Here is a 22,845-nt window from a genome sequence, read left to right on the forward strand (position 1 = left end):
AGACGATGGCAATTCCAAAATTAACCGGTTACGCGCTGCCGGGCGCGGCAGATCTGCCGACCAATAAAGTGAGCTGGACGATGGAGCCCGCGCGCGCCGCGCTGCTGATCCACGATATGCAGGAGTATTTCCTCAACTTCTGGGGCGAGAACTGCCCGATGATGGCGCAGGTGGTGGCGAACATCGCCCGGCTGCGTGACTACTGCAAACAGCAGGGGATCCCGGTCTACTACACCGCCCAGCCGAAAGAGCAGAGCGATGAGGACCGCGCCCTGCTGAACGACATGTGGGGGCCGGGCCTGACCCGCTCGCCGGAGCAGCAGCGCATCGTGGCTGAACTGACGCCGGACGAAGCCGACACCGTGCTAGTGAAGTGGCGCTACAGCGCGTTTCACCGCTCGCCGCTGGAGCAGATGCTTAAAGAGAGCGGCCGCGATCAGCTCATCATCACCGGCGTGTACGCCCATATCGGCTGCATGACCACCGCCACCGACGCCTTTATGCGCGACATTCAGCCGTTCTTCGTCGCCGATGCGCTGGCGGACTTCACCCGGGACGAGCACCTGATGTCGCTCAACTATGTGGCCGGTCGCTCCGGGCGCGTGGTGACTACCGACGAGCTGCTGCCCTCGCTGCCAGCCAGCAAAGCGGCGCTGCGCGAGCTCATCCTGCCTCTGCTGGATGAGTCCGACGAGCCGATGGATGATGAAAACCTGATCGACTACGGGCTGGATTCGGTGCGGATGATGGCCCTGGCGGCGCGCTGGCGCAAAGTGCATGGCGATATCGACTTTGTGATGCTGGCGAAAAACCCGACCCTTGATGCCTGGTGGGCGCTGCTCTCCCGCGAGGTGAAATGATGCTGGATTTCACGGGTAAAACCGTCTGGGTGACCGGGGCCGGAAAAGGCATCGGTTACGCCACGGCCCGGGCGTTTGCGGCGGCGGGCGCGGAGGTGACGGGCTTTGATGTCGCCTTCCCGCAGGCGGAATATCCCTTTGCCACCGAAGTGCTGGATGTGGCGGATGCGCAGCAGGTCAACGCGGTTTTCGGGCGTCTGCTGGCGAGCCTCGAGCGGCTTGATGTGCTGGTGAATGCCGCCGGTATTTTACGCATGGGCGCCACCGACCAGCTCTCACAGGCGGACTGGCAGCAGACCTTTGCGGTCAACGTGGGTGGAGCGTTCAACCTTTTTCAGCAGACGATGGGCCAGTTCCGTCGTCAGCAGGGCGGGGCGATTGTCACCGTGGCCTCCGACGCGGCCCATACGCCACGCATCGGCATGAGCGCTTACGGCGCCTCGAAAGCGGCGCTGAAAAGTCTGGCGCTCACCGTCGGCCTGGAGCTGGCGGGGAGCGGCGTGCGCTCTAACCTGGTCTCGCCGGGCTCCACCGATACCGACATGCAGCGCACCCTGTGGAAAAGCGACGATGCCGAGCAGCAGCGTATTCGCGGGTTTGGCGAGCAGTTCAAGCTCGGCATTCCGCTGGGTAAAATCGCCCGCCCAGAGGAGATCGCCAGCACCGTGCTGTTCCTCGCCTCCGACCACGCCAGCCACATCACGTTGCAGGATATCGTGGTGGACGGCGGCTCCACGCTGGGGGCCTAGATGATCTGGAAACGTCATTTATCGCTGGAGGCGCTGAACGCTACCAGCCTGAACACGATGGTGGCGCATCTGGGGATCGTCTACACCCGGCTGGGAGATGACACCCTGGAGGCCGAAATGCCGGTAGATACGCGCACTCATCAGCCGTTTGGTTTACTGCACGGCGGCGCGTCGGCGGCGCTGGCGGAGACCCTGGGGTCGATGGCTGGCTTCCTGATGACCCGCGACGGGCAGAGCGTGGTGGGCACGGAGCTGAACGCCACCCATCACCGGGCGGTGGCGCAGGGCAAGGTGCGCGGGGTGTGTCAGCCGCTGCACCTCGGGCGCACCAGCCAGAGCTGGGAGATTGTGGTGTTTGACGAGCAGGGACGGCGCTGCTGTACCTGCCGGTTGAGTACGATGGTGTTGGGGTAGAGAGTGCGGCTGTGTGCCGGGTGGCGCTGCGCTTACCCGGCCTACGGTTCGATGCGGCTGTTTGCCGGGTGGCATTTCAGCGCTGAGCCCTGTTTTAATTAAGGTCCTCCGCCGCGGGACGGGGTGAAAGTGATCGGCTTAACAATGTTATGTAAATGACTGGTTGGATGTCTGTTTTTACGTGTGGTTGAGTTGTTAAATCTTAAGCGAGTGTTATAGATACAAAATGTAACATCTCACTTCTGCGATGATGGAAACCATATCATGAATAACTCAGGGAAATACCTCATATGGGCAGGGCTCTCCGTGGTGGGTGCCTTTGCGCTGGGCTATATCGCCCTCAACCGCGGTGAACAGATCAATGCGCTGTGGATAGTCGTCGCAGCGGTCTGTATCTATCTGATTGCCTACCGTTTTTACGGCAAGTTTATTGCCCATAACGTCCTCTCGGTTGACCCGACGCGCATGACGCCAGCGGTGCGCCATAACGACGGGCTGGACTATGTGCCAACCGATAAAAAAGTGCTGTTCGGTCACCACTTTGCCGCTATCGCCGGGGCCGGGCCGCTGGTGGGGCCCGTGCTGGCCGCGCAGATGGGCTACCTGCCCGGGATGATCTGGATCCTCGCCGGGGTGGTGCTGGCAGGCGCAGTGCAGGACTTTATGGTGCTGTTCGTCTCCACCCGCCGCGACGGGCGTTCCCTCGGCGAGCTGGTAAAAGAGGAGATGGGCCCGACCGCCGGGGTGATTGCGCTGGTGGCCTGCTTTATGATCATGGTGATCATCCTTGCGGTGCTGGCGATGATCGTGGTGAAAGCCCTGACCCACAGCCCGTGGGGGACATATACCGTCGCCTTTACCATTCCGCTGGCAATTTTTATGGGGATCTACATCCGCTACCTGCGCCCGGGGCGCATCGGCGAAGTGTCGGTGATTGGCCTGGTCTTCCTGGTCTTCGCCATTATCTCCGGCGGCTGGGTGGCCGAGAGCCCAACCTGGGCGCCATACTTTGACTATACCGGCGTGCAGCTGACCTGGATGCTGGTGGGCTATGGCTTTGTAGCGGCGGTGCTGCCGGTGTGGCTGCTGCTGGCTCCGCGCGATTACCTCTCCACCTTCCTGAAAATCGGCACCATTGTTGGCCTGGCGATTGGCATTCTGATCATGCGCCCGACCCTGACCATGCCGGCGGTGACGAAGTTTATTGATGGCACCGGTCCGGTCTGGTCCGGCAATATGTTCCCGTTCCTGTTTATCACCATCGCCTGTGGCGCGGTCTCTGGCTTCCATGCCCTGATCGCCTCCGGCACCACGCCGAAGATGTTGGCGAATGAAAACCAGGCCTGCTTTATCGGCTACGGCGGCATGCTGATGGAGTCCTTCGTGGCGATCATGGCGCTGGTCTCCGCCTGCATTATCGATCCGGGCGTCTACTTTGCGATGAACAGCCCGATTGCGGTGCTGGCGCCTGCCGGTACGGCGGACGTGGTGGCCTCTGCGGCCCAGGTGGTCAGCGGCTGGGGCTTTAGCATTACCCCGGATACTCTCTCTCAGATTGCCAACGAGGTGGGCGAGCAGTCGATTATCTCCCGCGCGGGCGGTGCGCCGACCCTGGCGGTGGGCATGGCCTACATTCTGCACGGCGCGCTGGGCGGTCTGATGGATGTGTCGTTCTGGTATCACTTCGCCATCCTCTTCGAAGCGCTCTTTATCCTGACGGCGGTGGATGCCGGGACACGTGCGGCGCGCTTTATGCTGCAGGATCTGCTGGGGGTGATCTCCCCCGGCCTCAAACGCACCGAATCGCTGCCTGCGAACCTGCTGGCGACGGCGCTCTGCGTCCTGGCGTGGGGTTACTTCCTGCATCAGGGGGTGGTCGATCCGCTGGGCGGCATCAACACCCTGTGGCCGCTGTTCGGTATCGCTAACCAGATGCTGGCCGGTATGGCGCTGATGCTCTGCGCGGTGGTGCTGTTCAAGATGAAACGTCAGCGTTACGCCTGGGTCGCCCTGGTGCCAACCGCCTGGCTGCTGATCTGTACCCTGACCGCAGGCTGGCAGAAAGCCTTCAGCAGCGATGCCAAAGTGGGCTTCCTGGCCATCGCCAACAAGTTCCAGGCGATGATCGACAGCGGCAAGATCCCGGCGCAGTATACCGAGTCCCAGCTCTCGCAGCTGGTCTTTAACAACCGTCTGGATGCCGGGCTGACCATCTTCTTTATGGTGGTGGTTGTGGTGCTGGCGCTCTATTCTCTGAAGACCGGGCTGGCCGCCCTGAAACAGGACAAACCTACCGCGAAAGAGACGCCGTATGAGCCGATGCCGGCCAACTATGAAGAGATTGTGACCCAGGCGAAAGGGGCGCATTAACCTGTGTGCCGGGTGGCGCTAGCGCTTACCCGGCCTACCTTTTTTGTGAGAGAAGAGCGATGTTCGATACCCTGTCAAAAGCCGGTAAATATTTAGGGCAGGCCGCAAAAATGATGATCGGCGTGCCGGACTACGACAACTATGTCGAGCATATGCGCGTCAACCATCCTGACCAGACGCCGATGACCTACGAGGCGTTTTTCCGCGATCGCCAGGATGCCCGCTACGGCGGTAAAGGCGGCGCGAAGTGCTGTTAACCCTCTTTCGGTAAGTAGAGGCTGATCTGCTCCTGCTTACAGCCATAAATGGCCGCCAGCTTTTCGCGGGTGCGTTTTTGCGGGCGGGAATCCACGGCTTCCAGCTGTGATACGGCGGACTGGCTGATGCCCAGCTTGTCGGCCACCTCCTGCTGGGACAGGCCGCGGTAGATGCGCCAGGCCGCCTGCAGGCTGACATTTTCGCTATGCATTATGTTGCAGACCTCTCCCGGCAAGCCAACACTATCGTAGATATCTGATTCGTAAGGAATGTCTTCCCATTCGCTTTCATCGTCGTCATCCTGCTCCAGCATGGCTAAGCGCATGCGAAGATAGTCCCTGTACGGAATGACGGCATATTGCGTTTTTCCCTCTTCATCCTTAATCAACTGCACAGTCATATTCCATCTGCTCCTCATGAAGATAGGTGGTTGTTGTTCGACGCTTAACGGATACCACATAACAGGTATCACTTTGCTGATTCTCAAGGGTGTAGATGACCCTGTAATCACCCACCCGCAATCGATGGTGGTTTTCGGGTGAGGACAATTTTTTAATATCCGCCACGGGAGCGGCGTGGTCATCCAGACTCGCCAGCCTGCGTGCAATGCGCCAGCGATAGCGGGGATCGATTTTCGCTAACTGTTTCTCCGCGGTTTTTGACCAGACAATCTTCATCCGTACCTCCACTATACGCCCACACGAAATATAAGGAAATAATAAGACTATTAGATAAATTCCGAATGTCTTATGGGGTACTGTAGGGCGAGGGGGAGAGCGGAAAAAGCGGCAAAAGTGAGTTTGTCGAGGCGGGTCGAAAACGCCTCTGCCGGACGACAGAGGCTAACATCAAAACTGCGAGCAGGCGTCAGGCGTTCAGCCCGCCGTCCACATCCAGCCCGGTGCCGGAGATCTGCCCGGCGGCGGGGCTGGCAAGGAAGGTCACCGCGGCGGCGACATCCTCTGGCTGACCATAGTGCCCGAGGGCAATAAGCTGACGCTGGGAGGCGGCCTGATCGCCATCTTCCGGGTTCATGTCACTGTTGGTTGGGCCAGGGTGAACCAGGTTGACGGTGATCCCGCGCGGGCCGAGATCGCGCGCCAGCCCGCGGGTCAGGGAGTTGAGCGCCGATTTGGTCATGGAGTAAACGGCGATGCCGGGCTGGGCAACGCGGTTCGCCAGACAACTGCCGATGTTGATGATGCGCCCGCCGTCGGACATGTGAACCAGCGCCTCCTGAATGGCGATCACCACCCCGCGAATATTGACGTTGATCAGGGCATCAATGTCCGCCAGGGTCATCGTCTCCAGCGGACCACCGCGCGCAATCCCGGCATTGTTCACCAGGATATCCAGCCCGCCGAGGCTGCGCGCCGCCTGGGTGACGGCATCCTGAATCGCCTGAGCGCTGGCGCTGTCGGCCTGGATCGCCTCGGCGCGCCGCCCCAGCGCGCGGATCTCATCCGCGACGGCCTGGGCTTTATCGGCGGATTTCTCATAGGTGATAACGACATCGGCGCCGGCGCGTGCCAGGGAGAGCGCAATGGCACGGCCTAACCCACGACTGGCACCGGTTACCAGCGCCTTTTTACCTGTTAAGTCGATCTGCATGATGACCTCGTTACGAGAGTGGTGATGATCATCATTAGGTATAGAGGGCCAGTTCCCGGCGTCAATGCGCCGGGTGGCTGAAGTTTTCCACTTTTTCAAATGCGGCGCGCAGCACCTCCGGCGTCAGGGCGATCGGCAGGGCGTGGATCGACTCTACCGGGCGCAGGGTGTGGGCGATCACCCGGTCCAGCGCCTCGCGATTATGGATGTCAACCTCCAGCTCACGCAAGGTGGTAGGCAGGTTAAAGCGCTGGTAGGCCGCGACCAGCTCGCGCAGCACCTCGTCCTGGCCGAGCAGGGCGCTCTGCACCAGGATCCCGTATGCCACCTTGGTGCCGTGGAGGAATGGCGCGGTCTGCGGCAGCACCGTTAAGCCGTTATGCACCGCATGCGCTGCCGCCACGCGGGTGTAGCGCTCCCCGAGCCCGCCGACCATGCCGCCACCGGCGATAATGGCATCCACCACGTCATGAAACTCACGCGTCACCTCGCGCCGCGTCTGGTCCGCTAACGCCTGCTCGCTGTGCGCCAGCAGCACGTCGCGGATCGCCAGCGCCCCGTTAATGCCGAGCCTCACCGTCAGCGGGAGGTGTTCGGGCTCTGGAGCCAGCACCACCGCTTCATACCATTTCGCCAGCGTGTCGCCGATCCCCGCCAGCAGGTACTCTGCCGGGGCGTTGAGGACGATCTCGGGCTCGACGAGCACCAGATAGTTGGCATCGTCAAAGATCTCAAAATGGAGCGCCTGCCCGGCGTCGTTGTACCACACCGACAGCGGGGTCCATGCCGCGCAGGTGGCCGCGATGGTGGGAATAGCCACCAGCGGCAGACCCAGACGGCGGGCCACCGCTTTAGCGGTATCCAGCAGCGCGCCGCCGCCGACGCCAATCACCACGCTGCGATCCGCGCCGGAGGCTTCTGCAAGCTGATTCACATCGCGCTTGCTGCAGTGGCCTTTAAAGAGCAGCCGTTTTGCTCCGGCAGCGTCAAAACTGTCCGGCAGGAACGGTCGGGCCCCGGCCAGGGCGCGTTCACCGTAGATCCATACCGCCCGGGAGAGTTGCTCCGGGGTAAAAAAATCGTCCAGGCGAGCCAGAGCGCCGCGGTGGGAGTAGTAGTTTGCCGGGCCGGGAACGACGCGGATGTCAGTGTTGCTCATGAGGGTTTCCTTTTTGCGAAGCGCTAACCTGATGTTATGTCTGGACATCCGGATGGCTAATACTATTTTGCTTTATCTTATGCTTTTTCCGTCGTTGCCAGCCAGCCAGTGCTGTGAAAAATTCTATAAATCAAAAGATTAATACAGGATTGCAGCGGATGATAACCAGTCGCCTCGAGATGCGCGGCATCAGCCTGGCTTTTTCTGGCTTTCAGGCGTTGTCGCAGGTGGATTTCACCCTGACGGGCGGATCGGTGCACGCGCTCACGGGCGCGAACGGCGCCGGGAAATCCACGCTGATGGCGGTGCTGTGCGGGACGCACGCCCACTATACGGGCGAAATCAGCATCAACAATCAGCCCGTCATCATTCGTGAGCCGGTGGAGGCCAAACAGCTGGGTATCCACCTGGTGCAGCAGGAGGTGGACGTGGCGCTGATCCCCGGCCTCAGCATCGCAGAAAACATCATGCTCGACCATCTGGCGCAGCCGGGACACCGCTTTCGCTGGGGCGCGATGCGGGAGCAGGCCCGGCAGGCGCTGGCGCAGCTCGACGTCTCCCTCGACGTGCGACGTTCCATCGACAGTTGCACCCTGGCAGAAAAGCAGCAGATCCTGCTGGCGCGGGCGCTCTCCCATCACTGCCGCTTTCTTATTCTCGACGAACCTACCGCGCCGCTGGATGCCCACGAGAGCGAGCGGCTGTTCACGGTTGTGCGCCGCCTGCAACAGCAGGGGATCGGGGTGGTCTTTATCTCCCACCGCATCCATGAGCTGAAGGCGATCTGCGACACCTTAACGGTGCTGCGCGACGGCAAGCTGATTGAGTCCGGCCCGATGGCGAATCTCAGTGGGGAGGCGATTGTCGAGAAGATGCTCGGCCATGCGCTGACCGATATCTACCCCCCTGCGCGACCAAAGCACAGCGCCGAAACGCTGCTGCGGGTGGAAGGGCTGCACGACGAAGGGCTGCTGAAGGATATCTCCCTGCATCTGCGTAAGGGGGAGATTCTTGGAATCGCCGGGCTGGCGGGGGCCGGAAAAACCGAGCTCTGCAAGGCGCTCTTTGGCGCGACCAAAAGCCAGGTGGCGAAGGGCGAGCTGAACCAGCAGCCGTGGACGCCGCGCGACCCGGCAGACTCCGTGCTGCGCGGGCTGGCGCTGGTGCCGGAGGAGCGGCGTAAAGAGGGCATTTTTATCGATGAGCCGGTGAGCATGAACCTGGCTGTGTCAGCGGATAACTCCTTTTCACGCTGGAGTCTGTTTGGTCATCGCCAGGCGTGGCGCTGGGCCGAAGAGGTGATCGCCCGGGTGGGTGTGCGCACCCGCGGGCCAGGGCAGGTACTGCGCCGTCTGTCGGGCGGCAACCAGCAAAAGGTGGCGATTGGCAAGTGGCTGCGCGGTAACGCCCAGGTGCTGATCTTCGACGAGCCCACCAAAGGGGTGGACGTGAAGGCCAAAACCGATCTGTTCCAGCTTATTGACGGCCTGGCGCGGGAAGGCAAAGGGGTGATTTACGCCTCGGGCGAGTTCGCTGAGCTGGTGGGGCTGTGTGACCGCATCTGCGTGCTGTGGGACGGGCGCATCGTGGCGGAAGTGGACGGGGCAAGCGCCCGGGAAGAGACATTACTTTATTATTCAACCGGAGGAACGGCGTCGTGAGCAAGGCCCTTTCAGTCAACGAGGCGGTGTCTGGCCGTCAGCACATTTTCGATTTTCTCTATAAATGGGGCATGTTGCTGACGGTGGTCGCGCTGGTGGCCATTTTCGGCCTGGCGTCGGAGAACTTCCTCGACCCCAACAACATCATCAACATTCTGCGCTCCATTGCCATCGTGACGGTGATTGCCGTCGGGGTCTCCATCTCGCTGACCATCGGCGGGTTTGACCTCTCGGTGGGGTCGACGGCGTCGCTGGCGAATGCGCTGGTGATCTCGCTCTTCGTCTGGCACGGCTTCGGCACCACCGAATCGATTCTCATCACTCTGGCGCTCTGCACCCTGGTGGGGCTGTTTAACGCCTTTTTAATCGTCATTCTGCGCATTCCCGACATGCTCGCCACCCTCGCCAGCCTGTTTGTGATCCAGGGCGTGGCGATGACCTACAGCTATGGCGGGTCGATCACCGAGAACATGGTCCTGCCGAGCGGCGACATGGCGGAGGGGACCATTCCGGCAGCCTTTGGCGCGCTGGGGCAGGTGCCGACCATCGTCATTATCATGCTGGCGGTGACGCTGCTGGCGCAGCTGGGGCTGTCGCTCACCACCCACGGTCGCCGGATGTACGCCATTGGCGGTAACCCGGAGGCGGCGCGCTTATCCGGGATCCGCACCACCCGCTACAAGGTGGCGGCCTATGTGATCGCCTCGCTGCTGGCGGGGCTTGGCGGGATTCTGCTCGCCTCGCGCATTGGCTCCTCGCAGGTGAATGCCGGCGGCGGCTATCTGATGGATGCGGTGGCGGCGGCGTGGATCGGCTTTTCGCTGGCGGGCTCCGGTAAACCGAACGCGCTGGGCACCCTGGTAGGGGCGGTGATCCTCGGGGTGCTCTCCAACGGGCTGGTGATGCTCTCGGTACCCTATTACGCCATGGACATTATAAAAGGGCTGGTGCTTGCGGTGGCACTGGCGATGACGTACGTACAAAAACGCTAACAACACAACGGGATAACAGAATGAAAAAAGTTGCACTCTCTTTGCTGACGCTGGGATTACTGAGTTCACTGCCGGGCTATGGGGCGACCCCTGCGCCGGTGCCGGCGGCGATTGCCAACCATGACGGGCAGATCCGCATCGCGGTGATCCGCAACCTCGGCTCCGACGACAACACCACCCAGTTTGTGGCCGGGGCGATTCAGGAAGGGAAAAAGCTCGGCTTTAAGGTCAGCACCTTTTTAAGCAACGGCGACGATGCCAAATTCCAGGACTTCGTTAACCAGGCCATCAGCCAGAAGTATGACGGGATTATTCTCTCTCAGGGGCGTGACCCGTACTCCACCGCGCTGGTGAAAAAGGCGGTGGATGCCGGGATCAAGGTGGCGGTGTTTGATACTGCGGTGAACGGCGAGATCCCGGGCGTGACGGTGACCCAGCAGGATGACGCCTCCCTGACCAACCTCTCGTTCGGCCAACTGGTGAAGGATTTCAACGGCAAGGCTAACATCATCAAGCTATGGGTGGCGGGCTTCCCGCCGATGGAGCGCCGTCAGACCGCTTACCAGGCGTTGCTGAAGGCGAACCCGGGCATTAAAGAGCTGGAGTCCATCGGGGCGGTATCGTCCGATGTGCAGGGCGACACCGCCAACAAGGTGGGCGCGGTGCTGGCGAAATACCCGAAAGGCAAGATCGACGCCATCTGGGGCACCTGGGATGCCTTCAGCCAGGGCGCTTATAAAGCGCTGAAAGAGAATGGCCGCACCGAGATCAAACTCTACAGCATCGATATCTCCAACCAGGATCTGCAGCTGATGCGCGAAGCGGGCAGCCCGTGGGTGGTGAGCGTGGCGGTCGATCCGAAGCTGATTGGCGCGACGAACGTGCGTCTGATCGCCAATAAAATTGCCGGAGAAGCGACGCCTGCGACCTATGACTTTAAAGCCGCGGCTATTCCGCAGGCGCTGCTGTCGGCCCAGCCGGGTGCGGTGAACGTGGCCTCTTTAGGCAAAATCATTCCAGGCTGGGGCCAGACCGACGATTTTATCGCCCCGTGGTTCGCGACGCTGGAAGCGAAGGCTAAATAAACTTTGCCGGGTGGCGGCTGCGCCTTACCCGGCCTACGGACAGTAGGCCCGGTAAGCGCAGCGCCACCGGGCAACAGGAGGTTGTGTGACCGCATTACCCACCCCCGAATACAGCCGCAATATGCGCTTAATCGGCCACAGCGACCAGGGCGGACGCCCGGACGGCGTGCAGCTGATGGTGCATCGCGGCTTCGCCTATATTGGGCATATGGTGTCGCAGGGCTTTTCCATCGTCGACGTGCGCGATCCAAAGAACCCGAAGGCGGCGGGCTATGTGCCTGCGCCGCCGGGCACCTGGAACGTGCATCTGCAGGCCCATGACGATCTGCTGCTGGTGATCAACGCCCGGGATCTGTTTGCCGATGCCCGCTTTGCTGACGAAAAGGTCTACTACACCCGCCAGGTGGGGGAGACGGTCAGCGACGTGCAGGACAAAGGCTGGAGCGCCGGGCTGCGCATCTTTGATATCTCCACTCCGGATAAGCCGCGGGAAATCAGCTTCCTGTCGCTAAGCGGCATCGGCATTCACCGCATCTGGTACGTGGGCGGGCGCTGGGCCTACGTCTCGGCGCTGATCGACGGCTTTACCGATTACATTTTCCTGACCATCGATCTGGCGGACCCGCGCAAACCCGAAGTGGCGGGGCGCTGGTGGCTGCCGGGGATGAACCAGGCGGCAGGGGAGACCCCCAACTGGCCGGAAGGCAAACGCTACGCCCTGCATCACGCCATCATCGCCGGGGATACCGCCTACGGCAGCTGGCGCGACGGCGGCCTGACCCTGCTGGATGTAAAGGATCGCAGCCAGCCGAAATTGATCAGCCATCGCAACTGGAGCCCGCCGTTTGGTGGCGGCACCCACACCGCGCTGCCGCTGCCGGACCGGGATCTGCTGGTGGTGCTGGATGAAGCGGTGCTCGACAATCAGGAGGATGGGGAGAAGCTGATCTGGCTGTTTGATATTCGCGAGCCATCGAACCCGGTCAGCATCGCGACCTTCCCGCAGCCAAACGAGCGGGATTATGTGGCGAAAGGGGCGCATTTCGGGCCGCACAATTTACATGAGAACCGCCCCGGGAGCTTTGTCAGCTCAACGCTGATTTTTGCCACCTACCAGAACGCCGGGGTGCGCGCCTATGATATCTCCGATCCCTACCGTCCGGTGGAAACCGGCGCGCTGGTGCCTGCCGCACCGGAGAAAATGATGGATACGCGACCCAACCGCCCGCAGGTGATCCAGTCCTGCGATCTGTTTGTCGATGCACAGGGGATTATCTACAGCACCGACTACAACGGCGGGCTGTCGGTAATTGAGTATTTAGGTTGAGTTTTTGCCGGGTGGCGGCATCGCCTTACCGGGCCTACATTCGAATCGTAGGCCCGGTAAGCGTTAGCGCCACCGGGCAAACAGACCGCACCTAACTGTACTGACGCACCCGCGCCACCAGCTCATCCACGCTGTCGATACGGTCGGCAATGACGATTAACGCTTTACCGAGCGTAATGGCGTGGCGCAGGCATTCGTGGCGCATCTCGTCATCACGGATGGTGTCGATATCCGCCACGTGTGACAGGCCCACGCTGCGGCGGATCAGCTCGGTGCCGCAGAAGCCAATCGCGTCGTGCCAGACCTTTTTCAGAAACGCGCTGGCATAACCCGGCACGCTGAGCGCCGCATCGCGGGATTTCTCCGTTGCCAGCGCCTGGAAACGTTCCGCGAAGGTATTCCAGAGTTCCTGGATATCGATCAGGCGCTGTTCACGCCCGGCCGCTGCATCCCGGATGCCAAGGTGGCCCGGCAGGCCGCAGAAGTTCAGCAGCAGGTTGCCGATGGCGGTGCCGATATCAAACCCAATCGGGCCGAAATAACCGAACTCGGCGTCAATGGCCTTCAGGCTGCCCTCGGCGACAAAAATCGAGCCGCTGTGAATGTCGCCGTGCAGCAGCGCTTCGGCCTGGGAGAAGAAGCGGTGTTTCAGGGCGGCGACGGCAATTTTCAGCTGGGCGTCGTCGCGCAGGGCGGCCACGTCGCTTTCCAGCGCCGCCGGGTAGTTGTTACGCGCGTGGATCTGGTACGGATCGTTGAAGATGAGATCTTCGGTGATCTCGCACATCGCCGGGTTGAGGAGCTTCGCCACCTGCGCTTTTTTGGTATGCGGGTGCAGGTAAAAATCGCTGGTGTGGAACAGGGCGTGAGCGAGGTACTCCCCCAGCTGACGTGCTGCCTGGGGGTAAAACACATTGTTAATCAGCTCCCCGCGCCAGATCTTATGGCTGGAGAGATCTTCCATCACCATCACCGCCAGATCCGGGTCGAAGTGGTGGATTTTGACCGTATGCTGCGGGCTGTGCTGATAGTGCTCCACCAGAGTTTGCGCTTCGAGGCGGGCGCGATCCAGCGTCAGCGGCCAGGATTCCCCCACGCAGCGCACGTAGGGCAGGGCCTGCTTTACGATGATGCGGCTGACGCCTGCGTTATCGAAAATTTTAAACACCAGATTGAGGTTACCGTCGCCTACCTCCTGCGCCTCTACCAGCGAGGCGGGATCGTCGAGGCCGCCAAACTGTTGGGCATACGCTACGGCGTCCTGAGCGGTAAAGGTATGGTATTGCGACATTGCCTGTTCCTCATCTGTTCCGGTAATAAAGACATTTAGACGTCTATACATCTGAATTTTATCCTGACACAATGTGCTACAACAACGCAACAGAGAATTAACGACATGCAGAGATTACAGACGACCAGCCTGCGGGTGACGGAAAATCAGCTATTTATTCTCGACCAACAGGCGCTTCCGCAGGAGAAACGCTGGCTGGATGCGACAACGGTAGAGGCGCTGGTGGGACATATTCACGCCCTGCGCGTGCGGGGCGCGCCGCTGATTGGGCTTTCTGCCAGCCTGCTGTTGGCGCTGCTGGCGGAAAACGGCCATAGCCGGGATGAACTGGCGGTGGCGCTGGAGACGCTGCGCGCCTCGCGTCCGACCGCGGTCAACCTGATGAACAATCTCGACCGTATGAAACAGGCGCTGTGGCAGGAGGATTTTGTCCCGGCGCTGGTGGCAGAGGCGCTGCGCCTGATCGACGAAGATAAGCAGCTCTGCGACGCGATTGCCCATGCAGGCAGCGCGCTGGTGAAGCCCGGCAGCCGCCTGCTCACCCATTGCAATACCGGTGGCCTGGCGACCGCCGGTGTGGGCACCGCGCTGGGGGTGATTGCCCTTGCCCATCAGCAGGGCAAGGTCAGCAACGTCTGGGTGGATGAGACCCGTCCGCTGTTGCAGGGCGGCAGGCTGACGGCCTGGGAGCTGGGTGAGCTGGGCGTGCCGTATAGTCTGATCACCGATTCAATGGCCGCCAGCCTGATGGCCAAAGGCCAGGTGGACGCGGTGTGGGTGGGGGCGGATCGCATTGCCGCTAACGGCGATGTGGCGAATAAAATCGGCACCTACTCCCTGGCGGTACTGGCGAAATTCCACGGTATTCCCTTCTATGTGGCCGCCCCGCAAACCACGCTCGATCCGAACTGCCCGAACGGGGAGGCGATCCCTATTGAACAGCGCGATGCCCGGGAAGTGACCGGCGTGGCGGGGAGCTTCGGTGCGGTGCAGTGGGCGCCCACTGACGCACAGGTCTATAACCCGGCGTTCGACGTCACGCCAGCGTCACTGATAAGTGGGTGGGTGCTGGATACGGGCGTGGTGCGGCCGGAAGAGGTGGCGAAGGGATTTTTTGGCAAGGGTGCGGTCTGAATAATGCCGGGTGGCGCTAACGCTTACCCGGCCTACAAACCGTTTGTAGGTCCGTGCAAGCGCAGCGCCGCCGGGCAGGGCATGGTGCTACGACAATCTCGGATAGCTATCTGCAATCGCATCCCCGGTAAACTGCGCCACCCAGCCTTCCGGGTTATCGAAAATCCGGATCGCGGTAAAGTTCGGCTCAGAGCCCATATCAAACCAGTGCGGCGTACCGGCGGGAACGGAGATCAGGTCGTTCTTCTCGCATAACACCTGACAGACCTGGTCGCCAATGTGCAGGCAGAACAGCCCGGCGCCTTCAACAAAGAAACGCACTTCATCTTCGCCGTGGGTGTGTTCATTGAGAAACTTCGCCCGCAGGGCCTCTTTTTGCGGGTTATCCGCGCGCAGGCTGATGACATCCCAGCTCTGGTAGCCCTTCTCCGCCACCAGCTTATCGATGGCGTGCTGGTAGGCATTAATCACCGTCTCCGGCGACGGATCGCGGCCCAGATCGCGGTCGGCTTCCCAGCGCTCAAAGCGGACGCCGCGGGCGTTCAGCTGCTGCTGGATCGCCTCAGCGTCGGTGCTGTGCCACTCCGGCTGGCTGGCTTCTTTATCTGAATAAATGGTCAATGCGCTCATGAAGGGATCTGCTCCGGATTGATGTCGTCAAACTGATGCACCTGATGGTGATGGCTGGCCCCGTCCTCATCGCCGCGAATCAGCTGCAGGGTGCGAAAACCGGCCTGTTCCGCGGCATCCAGCTCCTGATGAATATCCGACAGGAAGAGGATCTGCGAGGGTGCTGCGCCAATCTGGGCCGCAATATTCTGATAAGACGCTACCTCGCGCTTGGCACCTATGTGGGTATCAAAATAGCCGCTGAACAGATGAGTAATATCACCTTCGTCGCTGTAGCCAAATAACAGTTTCTGCGCCGCCACGGAGCCGGAGGAATAAACATAGAGATCAATGCCCTGCGCTTTCCATTTTTCGAGAGAGGGCAGAACGTCCGGATAGAGATGGCCGGTGAAGTCGCCGTTGACGTAACCCTCCCGCCAGATGATCCCCTGCAACGCTTTGAGCGCTGTCGATTTGCGATCGTCATCCATAAAGGCGAACAGGGTGTCAATCAGATCCCGGGTGCTGGCCTGCGGCTGGTCAATCTCTTCGCGCAGATTGTCCAGAATGGTGTTGACCGGTTCGGCATACTGCTGGGCGTTGATAAAGGCCGCCAGCCGCTCGCGCGCATAAGGGAACAGAACATTGTGGACAAAACGAATATCGCTGGTGGTGCCTTCAATATCCGTCACAATCGCGCGAATCATACTCTCTCCAGTTGTCGTAAACGCATCTCGCACTCGAACAGGAATTCGAGGCCTTCAAGGTGACGCCGGGCTTCGGCCACGTCGCGTCCCCAGCAGGTTAAGCCATGACCGCGCAGAAGAAAACCATAATTCAGCGGGCGCTCCCGACCGTAATGGGCGATTCGCGAGGCCAGGGCGTCGATATCCTGGTCGTTATCAAACACGGCGATGGGCACCGTATCGAGGTGGCTGGTCTGGCCGCGGAGTGATTTCTGCATCTCAAAGCCGCTGAGGCGTAGCTCCGGCGCTTTCACCAGTCGGGAGAGCACCGTGGCGTTGACCGTATGCACATGTAGCACCGCGTTGGCCTCCGGGAAGAGGCGATAAATCAGAGTATGCAGGCCAGTTTCTGCGGAAGGCTTACGCCCGGAGGGGGCGCGGTTGGTGGCAATCTCAACCTGCAGGAAATCCGCGGGCGTCAGGCTGCCTTTGTCTTTGCCGGACTCGCTGAGCCAGCACCAGGTCTCATCCTGCCGCACGGACATATTGCCCCCGGTGGCGGGTGCCCATCCCTTTGCGCCGATCCAGTGGCAGGCATCCACCAGGGCTGTGAGTCGCAGGTCGTCTGTCATCCTTCTTACCTCTTCGGCCAGGAATATCATTATGGTTTAGACGTCTAAGCGTCTTGATTGCCAAATACTAACATCGTGTTATAGTGGCAGCAACATATGTATTACATACAGGTCCGTCGACATGCGTAATAACCCCTTGATTCCAGACAGCAAACTTCCGGCTCTCGGCACCACGATCTTCACGCAAATGAGCGCTCTGGCGCAGCAATACAACGCCATAAATCTGTCGCAGGGTTTTCCCGATTTCGATGGCCCGGACTACCTTCAGCAACGTCTGGCCTGGCATGTGGCGAACGGTGCGAACCAGTATGCGCCGATGACGGGGGCGCAACCGCTGCGCGAAGCGATTGCCGATAAAACCGCGGAACTGTATGGCTATCAACCGGATGCTAATAGCGACATCACCGTCACCGCCGGGGCGACTGAGGCCCTCTACGCCGCAATCACCGCCCTGGTGTGTACCGGCGACGAGGTCATCTGCTTTGACCCAAGCTACGACAGCTATGCCCCGGCGATTGCGTTATCGGGTGGGGTGGTAAAGCGCGTGGCGCTCCAGCCGCCGCACTTTCGCCCGGACTGGCAGGCCTTCGCGGCACTGCTCAGTGAGAAAACCCGGCTGGTTATTTTGAACACGCCGCACAATCCCTCTGCGACGGTATGGCGGCAGGCGGATTTTGCCGCGCTCTGGCAGGCCATTGCGGAACGCGAAATCTATGTGCTGAGCGATGAAGTGTACGAGCATATCTGCTTTGCAGAGGCGGGGCATGCCAGCGTGCTTGCGCATCCGCAGCTGCGCGAGCGGGCCGTTGCCGTCTCCTCTTTTGGCAAAACGTTCCATATGACCGGCTGGAAAGTGGGGTACTGCGTGGCGCCTGCGGCGATCAGCGCCGAACTGCGTAAGGTGCATCAGTTCCTGACGTTTGCGGTCAATACCCCGGCACAGCTGGCAATTGCTGATATGCTGCGCCACCAGCCGGAACACTACCGTGAGCTGCCGGACTTTTATCGCGCCCGCCGGGATCGCTTTATCGGGGCGTTGAGTGAAAGTCGTCTGGAAATTCTGCCCTGCGAAGGGACCTATTTCCTGCTGGCGGACTACAGTGCAATCTCCGATCTGGATGACGTCAGTTTTTGCCAATGGTTAACCAAAGAGGTAGGGGTGGCGGCGATCCCGCTGTCGGTATTCTGTGCTGACCCGTTCCCGCATAAACTTATTCGCCTCTGTTTTGCCAAGCAGGAGACGACATTACTGGCGGCGGCAGAACAGCTGAACAAATTATAATAAAATAAATATAAATCAGTGGGTTCTAATACGCAGAATTATAAAATAATTTCTGCGTATTTATTTTGTAATAGTATTAACAGTGTGATTCAATTCCCATCAGACCTTGTTACTCATACTGAAAACCCTCGGCACTCACTTGCTCGACAAAAGTAGAGAATACGCTGCTATTTAATGCCGTGCGGTTATACAGCATATAAACATTCAGGGTAGGTAAGGTAAAAGGGACCTCAATTTTTTTCAGATTAAATGCCTCACGATACTGTTCATATACCGCCTCAGGCATAAAGCCGAGTAAGTTTGATGAACCTACCATCATAATCAGTGAAAAAAAGGAGTCACAGCGGAAAGCGATTTTCCTGTCCGGAAACGAGTTTTCTGCCTGCATCTGAAAGACTTTAACGCCCGGTTCATCACTCATAAAGAAAGTGTATTTTTCCTTACTCAGTTCTTCCTGAGTGGCAACCGAGCCGATGCGCGGGTGATCCTGACGACACACCGTCACCACGGGTAAATCGAGGTAGCGAGTGCAGACAATCGACCGGTTGGCTATCGGGGCGAAAGAGAAGACCAGGTCAGCTTTACGGTAGGCTAACAGGTCTTCCGCCGAGTCGGCCGCCAGCAGCATGTCGTGGTATTCAATTTCATAATTATGCTCACGCATCAACAGTTTCATCGACGCGATCAATGGGCCTCTCGTCATGACCTGCGGGCAGTAGATAACAAAGTTCTTCTTCAGCGCCGAGCCATGCATGATATTGATCGTCTGCTCGATACTATTCAGATTTTGTTCGAGATGCATATGTAAATTGACCCCCACCGTCGTCGGGGAGATGCCTTTACCGGAGCGGATAAACAGCGGATCGTTCAGCTGATTACGTAATCGTTGCAGTGACTGGCTCACCGCAGAGGGGGTAATAAATAGCGTTTCTGCTGCTTTGCTGATACTGAGATGCTGGTAAATGCACTCAAAAATCACCAACAGATTAAGGTCAAATTTTTTCAAATCGTAAAGGTTAGCCATGATTCGTCCTGAGTAAGCTCTCTGAATGGCATTATCATATAAATAATAACTATAGAAGTAAGTTTGCCATTCATCATCCATTTGATCGGATAACTTAAGATAATTTAAATTTCAACTTAATATATCATGGCTGCAAATTAATTAAATAAAGGCCGAACAATTATTATAGTAATTTTCACCATAAAAAGGCGGGCAAAAGCGTTGCTATTACGCTGCCAGTCAGGTATTAAGGCTTACTCATCATCCTATTAAGCTGTTCCTTATTCGCCAGGCTGGCCACCTGCTGTAATTCATTCTGGCTATTCGTATAACAGCGCGCCAGCGTGGCCGCTGCGCCTGGCTTATCCATGATCCCCTATAAAATCACTCGCAAAGCGCGGGTTCGGTAAAACCTATCACAGCCATAGGTATTATTACCCTGTCAGCGAATTGCCCTTTCGTTGAGGGGGTGGTGTAATCCCCTTTGCTGTCACGGCCTGACTAAAGGTCATGTAGAGCGCAACACATCGCCAGCTTCGGCTGGCACTGATGTTACCCCCGGGTAGCTCAGGTATCAGGGCCGCCGTCAAGGCGGCCTTTTTACTTTTTTAGTTCACGCAGTTTCTTGTGAAAGGTTGTTAGGTATCGCTGATTGATTTGATAATGCAAACGCATTAGCCCGGATCGGCAAAGTTCGGTACCTTACACCTCAACGAAAACACGGAGGAAGTACAGATGTCTTTAATTAATACCAAAATCAAACCTTTCAAAAACCAGGCGTTCAAAAACGGTGAATTCATCGAAGTTACCGAGAAAGATACCGAAGGTCGCTGGAGCGTCTTCTTCTTCTATCCAGCTGACTTCACCTTCGTCTGCCCGACTGAACTGGGTGACGTTGCTGACCACTACAGCGAGTTCCAGAAGCTGGGCGTAGATATCTACTCTGTCTCTACTGACACCCACTTCACGCACAAAGCATGGCACAGCAGCTCTGAAACCATCGCGAAAATCAAATATGCGATGATCGGCGACCCAACTGGCGCCCTGACCCGTAACTTTGACAACATGCGTGAAGATCAGGGTCTGGCAGACCGTGGTACCTTCATCGTTGACCCGCAGGGCATCATCCAGGCGGTAGAAGTTACAGCTGAAGGCATCGGCCGTGACGCATCTGACCTGCTGCGTAAAGTGAAAGCGGCTCAGTACGTTGCTTCTCACCCAGGCGAAGTTTGCCCGGCGAAATGGAAAGAAGGCGACGCGACTCTGGCTCCGTCCCTGGACCTGGTTGGCAAAATCTAAATTTCCGTCGTATTTCGCGCCATAGCGGCGTTGGCGTCGCCTGCTCACCCCGGTCACTTACTTATGTAAGCTCCCGGGGACTCACAGGCTAGCCGCCTTGCTCTGACGCGAACCACTTTGGAGATTCGTTTGCAATGCCCGGCGGCGCTGCGCTTGCACAGGCCTACAAAACGCAGGCCGGGTAAACGAAGTGCCACCCGGCATTCAATGGGCGCATCCGCGCCCATTTCATTCCAGCACCATGATGCAAGTTGCACTCAGGCAGCCAGGATTAGGCCGCTTGCATGATGATGTTTTTTAAGCAGGAGATAAAGAATGCTCGACACAAATATGAAAACCCAGCTCAAAGCCTACCTTGAGAAGCTGACCAAACCTGTTGAGCTGATTGCCACGCTGGATGACAGCGCTAAATCGGCAGAAATCAAGGAACTGCTGGCGGAGATCGCCGACCTGTCCGAAAAGGTCACTTTTAAGGAAGACAACACCCTTGCGGTGCGTAAACCCTCTTTCCTGATCACCAACCCAGGTTCGACCCAGGGGCCGCGCTTTGCCGGTTCTCCGCTGGGACATGAATTTACCTCACTGGTACTGGCCCTGCTGTGGACCGGTGGTCATCCGTCGAAGGAAGCGCAGGCATTACTTGAGCAGATCCGCGACCTGGATGGTGATTTTGAATTCGAAACCTACTACTCGCTCTCCTGCCATAACTGCCCGGACGTGGTGCAGGCGCTGAACCTGATGGCGGTGCTGAACCCGCGCATCAAACACACCGCCATTGACGGCGGGGTGTTCCAGAACGAAATCACCGATCGTAACGTGATGGGTGTTCCGGCGGTGTTTGTGAACGGTAAAGAGTTCGGTCAGGGTCGTATGACGCTGGCTGAAATCGTCGCTAAAGTGGATACCGGCGCGGAAAAACGTGCAGCAGAAGAGCTGAACAAGCGTGATGCCTATGACGTGCTGATTGTCGGTTCCGGCCCGGCGGGTGCGGCGGCTGCGGTTTACTCTGCCCGTAAAGGTATTCGCACCGGTCTGATGGGCGAACGCTTTGGCGGCCAGGTACTGGATACGGTGGATATTGAAAACTATATCTCCGTGCCTAAAACCGAAGGTCAGAAACTGGCTGGCGCCCTGAAAGCGCACGTCAGCGAATATGAAGTGGATGTGATCGACAGCCAGAGCGCCAGCAAACTGGTGCCGGCAGCGCAGGAAGGCGGTTTCCACCAGATTGAAACGGCATCTGGTGCCGTGCTGAAAGCGCGCAGCGTGATCATTGCTACCGGTGCCAAATGGCGCAACATGAACGTGCCTGGCGAAGAACAGTATCGCACCAAAGGGGTAACCTACTGCCCGCACTGCGACGGCCCGCTCTTCAAAGGCAAACGCGTGGCGGTAATTGGTGGCGGTAACTCCGGTGTGGAAGCGGCCATCGACCTCGCCGGTATCGTGGAGCACGTTACGCTGCTGGAGTTCGCGCCAGAGATGAAAGCCGATCAGGTCCTGCAGGATAAAGTGCGCAGCCTGAACAACGTCGACATCATCCTGAACGCGCAGACCACCGAAGTGACAGGCGATGGCAGTAAAGTGACCGGCCTTGAGTACCGCGACCGCGTGAGCGGCGACGTACACAGCGTTCAGCTTTCGGGGATCTTTGTGCAGATTGGTCTGCTGCCGAACACCACCTGGCTGGAAGGCGCCATTGAGCGTAACCGCATGGGCGAGATCATCATCGACGCCAAGTGTGAGACCAGCGTGAAGGGCGTATTTGCGGCGGGCGACTGCACCACCGTACCGTACAAACAGATCATCATCGCCACCGGCGAAGGGGCGAAAGCGTCACTGAGCGCCTTTGATCATCTGATTCGTACCAAAACAGCATAAGAACGTAAGACAACACCTGCACTGTAAAGAGGCTACCCTGGGGTAGCCTCTTTTTTTATCTCACGACCAGCACTGGCACAAAGGCGTGGCGGATGACGCTGGAGGCGTTCGACCCCAGCAGATGGGTGGAGATTGACGGGTTACGCGACCCGATCACCACAATATCGGCCTTCAGCTCGCTGGCCATCTCATTCACGACGTCACGCACGTGACCAAAACAGACATGGGTTCTGAGACGTGAGGAGTCGATGCTGAAGTGGCCGATCATGGTCTGCAGCCGGGCTTGTGCTTCTTTTTCGATATGCTCTTCAAAGCGGCGCATATCGGCGGCAAAGCGATGCAATCCGAAGGTGGACGAGCCCGGTAAAACATGCAGTAAGTGAATAATACCATCCTGCTGCGCCAGGAATTCAGCGTGGCGAATCGCCTTGTCGCTCAATTCCATCTCAAAAACATCCACCGGCATAATAATCGTCTGGTACATACCCGTTTCTCCCTGTTTATTTACGCTTATTCCATTCAAACACAAAATATAAGCAAAT

At 58.7% G+C, this 22,845-nt stretch carries 23 protein-coding genes; 13 read left to right on the forward strand and 10 right to left on the reverse strand.

Annotated elements, in window-relative coordinates:
* Nucleotides 1-5: 5 nt before the first annotated feature.
* The 5 genes from C2U54_RS10840 (at nucleotide 6) to C2U54_RS10860 (ending at nucleotide 4,650) form a co-directional block, all read left to right on the forward strand.
* The gene (locus tag C2U54_RS10840; protein ID WP_103178631.1) at nucleotides 6-860 is read left to right on the forward strand and encodes an isochorismatase; all 855 of its coding nucleotides are present in this window, start codon (nucleotides 6-8) and stop codon (nucleotides 858-860) included.
* Nucleotides 857-1,609, forward strand: a complete 753-nt coding sequence (entA, locus tag C2U54_RS10845) for a 2,3-dihydro-2,3-dihydroxybenzoate dehydrogenase EntA (protein ID WP_168192005.1) — start codon at nucleotides 857-859, stop codon at nucleotides 1,607-1,609. The genes C2U54_RS10840 and entA overlap by 4 nt, the downstream gene beginning before the upstream one ends.
* Nucleotides 1,610-2,023 carry a proofreading thioesterase EntH gene (gene entH / locus C2U54_RS10850; RefSeq protein WP_103178632.1) on the forward strand — a complete coding sequence of 138 codons (414 nt, stop codon included), beginning with the start codon at nucleotides 1,610-1,612 and terminating at the stop codon, nucleotides 2,021-2,023.
* Nucleotides 2,024-2,287: 264 nt separating this feature from the next.
* A complete protein-coding gene (gene cstA, locus C2U54_RS10855) occupies nucleotides 2,288-4,393 on the forward strand; it encodes a pyruvate/proton symporter CstA (protein WP_103178633.1) in 2,106 nt (701 codons plus the stop codon).
* Nucleotides 4,394-4,452: 59 nt separating this feature from the next.
* Complete coding sequence (locus tag C2U54_RS10860) at nucleotides 4,453-4,650, forward strand: YbdD/YjiX family protein (RefSeq protein ID WP_014169079.1); 198 nt, start codon at nucleotides 4,453-4,455, stop codon at nucleotides 4,648-4,650.
* Here C2U54_RS10860 and C2U54_RS10865 read toward each other — a convergent pair.
* The 4 genes from C2U54_RS10865 to C2U54_RS10880 form a co-directional block, all read right to left on the reverse strand.
* Entirely contained in the window at nucleotides 4,647-5,051 is a 405-nt protein-coding gene (locus tag C2U54_RS10865; protein ID WP_103178634.1) for a helix-turn-helix domain-containing protein, read from the reverse strand. The two genes, C2U54_RS10860 and C2U54_RS10865, sit on opposite strands and share 4 nt — an antisense overlap.
* Nucleotides 5,032-5,328, reverse strand: a complete 297-nt coding sequence (locus C2U54_RS10870) for a type II toxin-antitoxin system RelE family toxin (RefSeq protein WP_103178635.1) — start codon at nucleotides 5,326-5,328, stop codon at nucleotides 5,032-5,034. The genes C2U54_RS10865 and C2U54_RS10870 overlap by 20 nt, the downstream gene beginning before the upstream one ends.
* 190 nt (nucleotides 5,329-5,518) lie before the next feature.
* Nucleotides 5,519-6,262, reverse strand: a complete 744-nt coding sequence (locus tag C2U54_RS10875) for an SDR family NAD(P)-dependent oxidoreductase (RefSeq protein WP_103178636.1) — start codon at nucleotides 6,260-6,262, stop codon at nucleotides 5,519-5,521.
* 61 nt (nucleotides 6,263-6,323) lie between these two features.
* The gene (locus C2U54_RS10880; RefSeq protein WP_103178637.1) at nucleotides 6,324-7,421 is read right to left on the reverse strand and encodes an oxidoreductase; all 1,098 of its coding nucleotides are present in this window, start codon (nucleotides 7,419-7,421) and stop codon (nucleotides 6,324-6,326) included.
* Nucleotides 7,422-7,579: 158 nt separating this feature from the next.
* Here C2U54_RS10880 and C2U54_RS10885 point away from each other — a divergent pair, with 158 nt between their 5' ends.
* The 4 genes from C2U54_RS10885 to C2U54_RS10900 all read left to right on the forward strand — a co-directional run bounded on the left by C2U54_RS10885 (nucleotide 7,580) and on the right by C2U54_RS10900 (nucleotide 12,486).
* Nucleotides 7,580-9,082, forward strand: a complete 1,503-nt coding sequence (locus C2U54_RS10885) for a sugar ABC transporter ATP-binding protein (RefSeq protein WP_103178638.1) — start codon at nucleotides 7,580-7,582, stop codon at nucleotides 9,080-9,082.
* Nucleotides 9,079-10,074 carry an ABC transporter permease gene (locus tag C2U54_RS10890; protein WP_103178639.1) on the forward strand — a complete coding sequence of 332 codons (996 nt, stop codon included), beginning with the start codon at nucleotides 9,079-9,081 and terminating at the stop codon, nucleotides 10,072-10,074. Before C2U54_RS10885 ends, C2U54_RS10890 begins: the two co-directional genes overlap by 4 nt.
* 20 nt (nucleotides 10,075-10,094) lie before the next feature.
* A complete protein-coding gene (locus tag C2U54_RS10895; RefSeq protein ID WP_103178640.1) occupies nucleotides 10,095-11,159 on the forward strand; it encodes a sugar ABC transporter substrate-binding protein in 1,065 nt (354 codons plus the stop codon).
* A gap of 85 nt (nucleotides 11,160-11,244) precedes the next feature.
* Entirely contained in the window at nucleotides 11,245-12,486 is a 1,242-nt protein-coding gene (locus C2U54_RS10900) for an LVIVD repeat-containing protein (protein ID WP_103178641.1), read from the forward strand.
* Between the two features lie 91 nt (nucleotides 12,487-12,577).
* On the opposite strand, the gene mtnK is transcribed toward C2U54_RS10900, so the two are convergent.
* Entirely contained in the window at nucleotides 12,578-13,777 is a 1,200-nt protein-coding gene (gene mtnK / locus C2U54_RS10905; RefSeq protein WP_103178642.1) for an S-methyl-5-thioribose kinase, read from the reverse strand.
* Nucleotides 13,778-13,882: 105 nt separating this feature from the next.
* Here mtnK and mtnA point away from each other — a divergent pair, with 105 nt between their 5' ends.
* Nucleotides 13,883-14,911: an S-methyl-5-thioribose-1-phosphate isomerase gene (gene mtnA, locus C2U54_RS10910; RefSeq protein WP_103178643.1), complete on the forward strand. Its 1,029-nt coding sequence runs from the start codon at nucleotides 13,883-13,885 to the stop codon at nucleotides 14,909-14,911.
* Between the two features lie 87 nt (nucleotides 14,912-14,998).
* Here mtnA and C2U54_RS10915 read toward each other — a convergent pair whose 3' ends face one another.
* Genes C2U54_RS10915 through C2U54_RS10925 form a run of 3 tightly spaced genes read right to left on the reverse strand, consistent with a single transcriptional unit; the run spans nucleotide 14,999 to nucleotide 16,838 of the window.
* Nucleotides 14,999-15,541, reverse strand: coding sequence for a 1,2-dihydroxy-3-keto-5-methylthiopentene dioxygenase (locus C2U54_RS10915; protein ID WP_103178644.1), 543 nt, complete (start codon nucleotides 15,539-15,541; stop codon nucleotides 14,999-15,001).
* The gene (gene mtnC / locus C2U54_RS10920) at nucleotides 15,538-16,227 is read right to left on the reverse strand and encodes an acireductone synthase (RefSeq protein ID WP_103178645.1); all 690 of its coding nucleotides are present in this window, start codon (nucleotides 16,225-16,227) and stop codon (nucleotides 15,538-15,540) included. The genes C2U54_RS10915 and mtnC overlap by 4 nt, the downstream gene beginning before the upstream one ends.
* Entirely contained in the window at nucleotides 16,224-16,838 is a 615-nt protein-coding gene (locus C2U54_RS10925) for a methylthioribulose 1-phosphate dehydratase (RefSeq protein ID WP_103178646.1), read from the reverse strand. Before C2U54_RS10925 ends, mtnC begins: the two co-directional genes overlap by 4 nt.
* Nucleotides 16,839-16,959: 121 nt before the next feature.
* Between C2U54_RS10925 and C2U54_RS10930 the strand changes: the two genes are divergently transcribed.
* A complete protein-coding gene (locus C2U54_RS10930) occupies nucleotides 16,960-18,120 on the forward strand; it encodes a pyridoxal phosphate-dependent aminotransferase (RefSeq protein WP_103178647.1) in 1,161 nt (386 codons plus the stop codon).
* A gap of 109 nt (nucleotides 18,121-18,229) precedes the next feature.
* Here C2U54_RS10930 and citR read toward each other — a convergent pair whose 3' ends face one another.
* Nucleotides 18,230-19,144, reverse strand: coding sequence for a DNA-binding transcriptional repressor CitR (gene citR / locus C2U54_RS10935; protein ID WP_103178648.1), 915 nt, complete (start codon nucleotides 19,142-19,144; stop codon nucleotides 18,230-18,232).
* Nucleotides 19,145-19,858: 714 nt separating this feature from the next.
* Here citR and ahpC point away from each other — a divergent pair.
* Nucleotides 19,859-20,422 (forward strand): alkyl hydroperoxide reductase subunit C, encoded by a 564-nt coding sequence (gene ahpC / locus C2U54_RS10940; RefSeq protein ID WP_103178649.1) that lies wholly within the window; start codon nucleotides 19,859-19,861, stop codon nucleotides 20,420-20,422.
* A gap of 315 nt (nucleotides 20,423-20,737) precedes the next feature.
* Nucleotides 20,738-22,303 (forward strand): alkyl hydroperoxide reductase subunit F, encoded by a 1,566-nt coding sequence (gene ahpF, locus C2U54_RS10945; protein WP_103178650.1) that lies wholly within the window; start codon nucleotides 20,738-20,740, stop codon nucleotides 22,301-22,303.
* Between the two features lie 55 nt (nucleotides 22,304-22,358).
* On the opposite strand, the gene uspG is transcribed toward ahpF, so the two are convergent.
* On the reverse strand, nucleotides 22,359-22,787 hold the full coding sequence (uspG, locus tag C2U54_RS10950) for a universal stress protein UspG (protein WP_103178651.1): 429 nt from the start codon (nucleotides 22,785-22,787) through the stop codon (nucleotides 22,359-22,361).
* Between the last annotated feature and the right edge of the window lie 58 nt (nucleotides 22,788-22,845).

It is taken from the genome of Leclercia sp. LSNIH1 (assembly GCF_002902985.1).
Lineage (GTDB): Bacteria > Pseudomonadota > Gammaproteobacteria > Enterobacterales > Enterobacteriaceae > Enterobacter.

What these genes read in the sequence shown, in the direction of transcription:
- C2U54_RS10840 (WP_103178631.1), top strand. Translation starts at nt 6, where the DNA reads ATGGCAATTCCAAAATTAACCGGTTACGCGCTGCCGGGCGCGGCAGAT.
- entA (WP_168192005.1), top strand. Translation starts at nt 857, where the DNA reads ATGATGCTGGATTTCACGGGTAAAACCGTCTGGGTGACCGGGGCCGGA.
- entH (WP_103178632.1), top strand. Translation starts at nt 1,610, where the DNA reads ATGATCTGGAAACGTCATTTATCGCTGGAGGCGCTGAACGCTACCAGC.
- cstA (WP_103178633.1), top strand. Translation starts at nt 2,288, where the DNA reads ATGAATAACTCAGGGAAATACCTCATATGGGCAGGGCTCTCCGTGGTG.
- C2U54_RS10860 (WP_014169079.1), top strand. Translation starts at nt 4,453, where the DNA reads ATGTTCGATACCCTGTCAAAAGCCGGTAAATATTTAGGGCAGGCCGCA.
- C2U54_RS10865 (WP_103178634.1), bottom strand. Translation starts at nt 5,051, where the DNA reads ATGACTGTGCAGTTGATTAAGGATGAAGAGGGAAAAACGCAATATGCC.
- C2U54_RS10870 (WP_103178635.1), bottom strand. Translation starts at nt 5,328, where the DNA reads ATGAAGATTGTCTGGTCAAAAACCGCGGAGAAACAGTTAGCGAAAATC.
- C2U54_RS10875 (WP_103178636.1), bottom strand. Translation starts at nt 6,262, where the DNA reads ATGCAGATCGACTTAACAGGTAAAAAGGCGCTGGTAACCGGTGCCAGT.
- C2U54_RS10880 (WP_103178637.1), bottom strand. Translation starts at nt 7,421, where the DNA reads ATGAGCAACACTGACATCCGCGTCGTTCCCGGCCCGGCAAACTACTAC.
- C2U54_RS10885 (WP_103178638.1), top strand. Translation starts at nt 7,580, where the DNA reads ATGATAACCAGTCGCCTCGAGATGCGCGGCATCAGCCTGGCTTTTTCT.
- C2U54_RS10895 (WP_103178640.1), top strand. Translation starts at nt 10,095, where the DNA reads ATGAAAAAAGTTGCACTCTCTTTGCTGACGCTGGGATTACTGAGTTCA.
- mtnK (WP_103178642.1), bottom strand. Translation starts at nt 13,777, where the DNA reads ATGTCGCAATACCATACCTTTACCGCTCAGGACGCCGTAGCGTATGCC.
- mtnA (WP_103178643.1), top strand. Translation starts at nt 13,883, where the DNA reads ATGCAGAGATTACAGACGACCAGCCTGCGGGTGACGGAAAATCAGCTA.
- C2U54_RS10915 (WP_103178644.1), bottom strand. Translation starts at nt 15,541, where the DNA reads ATGAGCGCATTGACCATTTATTCAGATAAAGAAGCCAGCCAGCCGGAG.
- mtnC (WP_103178645.1), bottom strand. Translation starts at nt 16,227, where the DNA reads ATGATTCGCGCGATTGTGACGGATATTGAAGGCACCACCAGCGATATT.
- C2U54_RS10925 (WP_103178646.1), bottom strand. Translation starts at nt 16,838, where the DNA reads ATGACAGACGACCTGCGACTCACAGCCCTGGTGGATGCCTGCCACTGG.
- C2U54_RS10930 (WP_103178647.1), top strand. Translation starts at nt 16,960, where the DNA reads ATGCGTAATAACCCCTTGATTCCAGACAGCAAACTTCCGGCTCTCGGC.
- citR (WP_103178648.1), bottom strand. Translation starts at nt 19,144, where the DNA reads ATGGCTAACCTTTACGATTTGAAAAAATTTGACCTTAATCTGTTGGTG.
- ahpC (WP_103178649.1), top strand. Translation starts at nt 19,859, where the DNA reads ATGTCTTTAATTAATACCAAAATCAAACCTTTCAAAAACCAGGCGTTC.
- ahpF (WP_103178650.1), top strand. Translation starts at nt 20,738, where the DNA reads ATGCTCGACACAAATATGAAAACCCAGCTCAAAGCCTACCTTGAGAAG.
- uspG (WP_103178651.1), bottom strand. Translation starts at nt 22,787, where the DNA reads ATGTACCAGACGATTATTATGCCGGTGGATGTTTTTGAGATGGAATTG.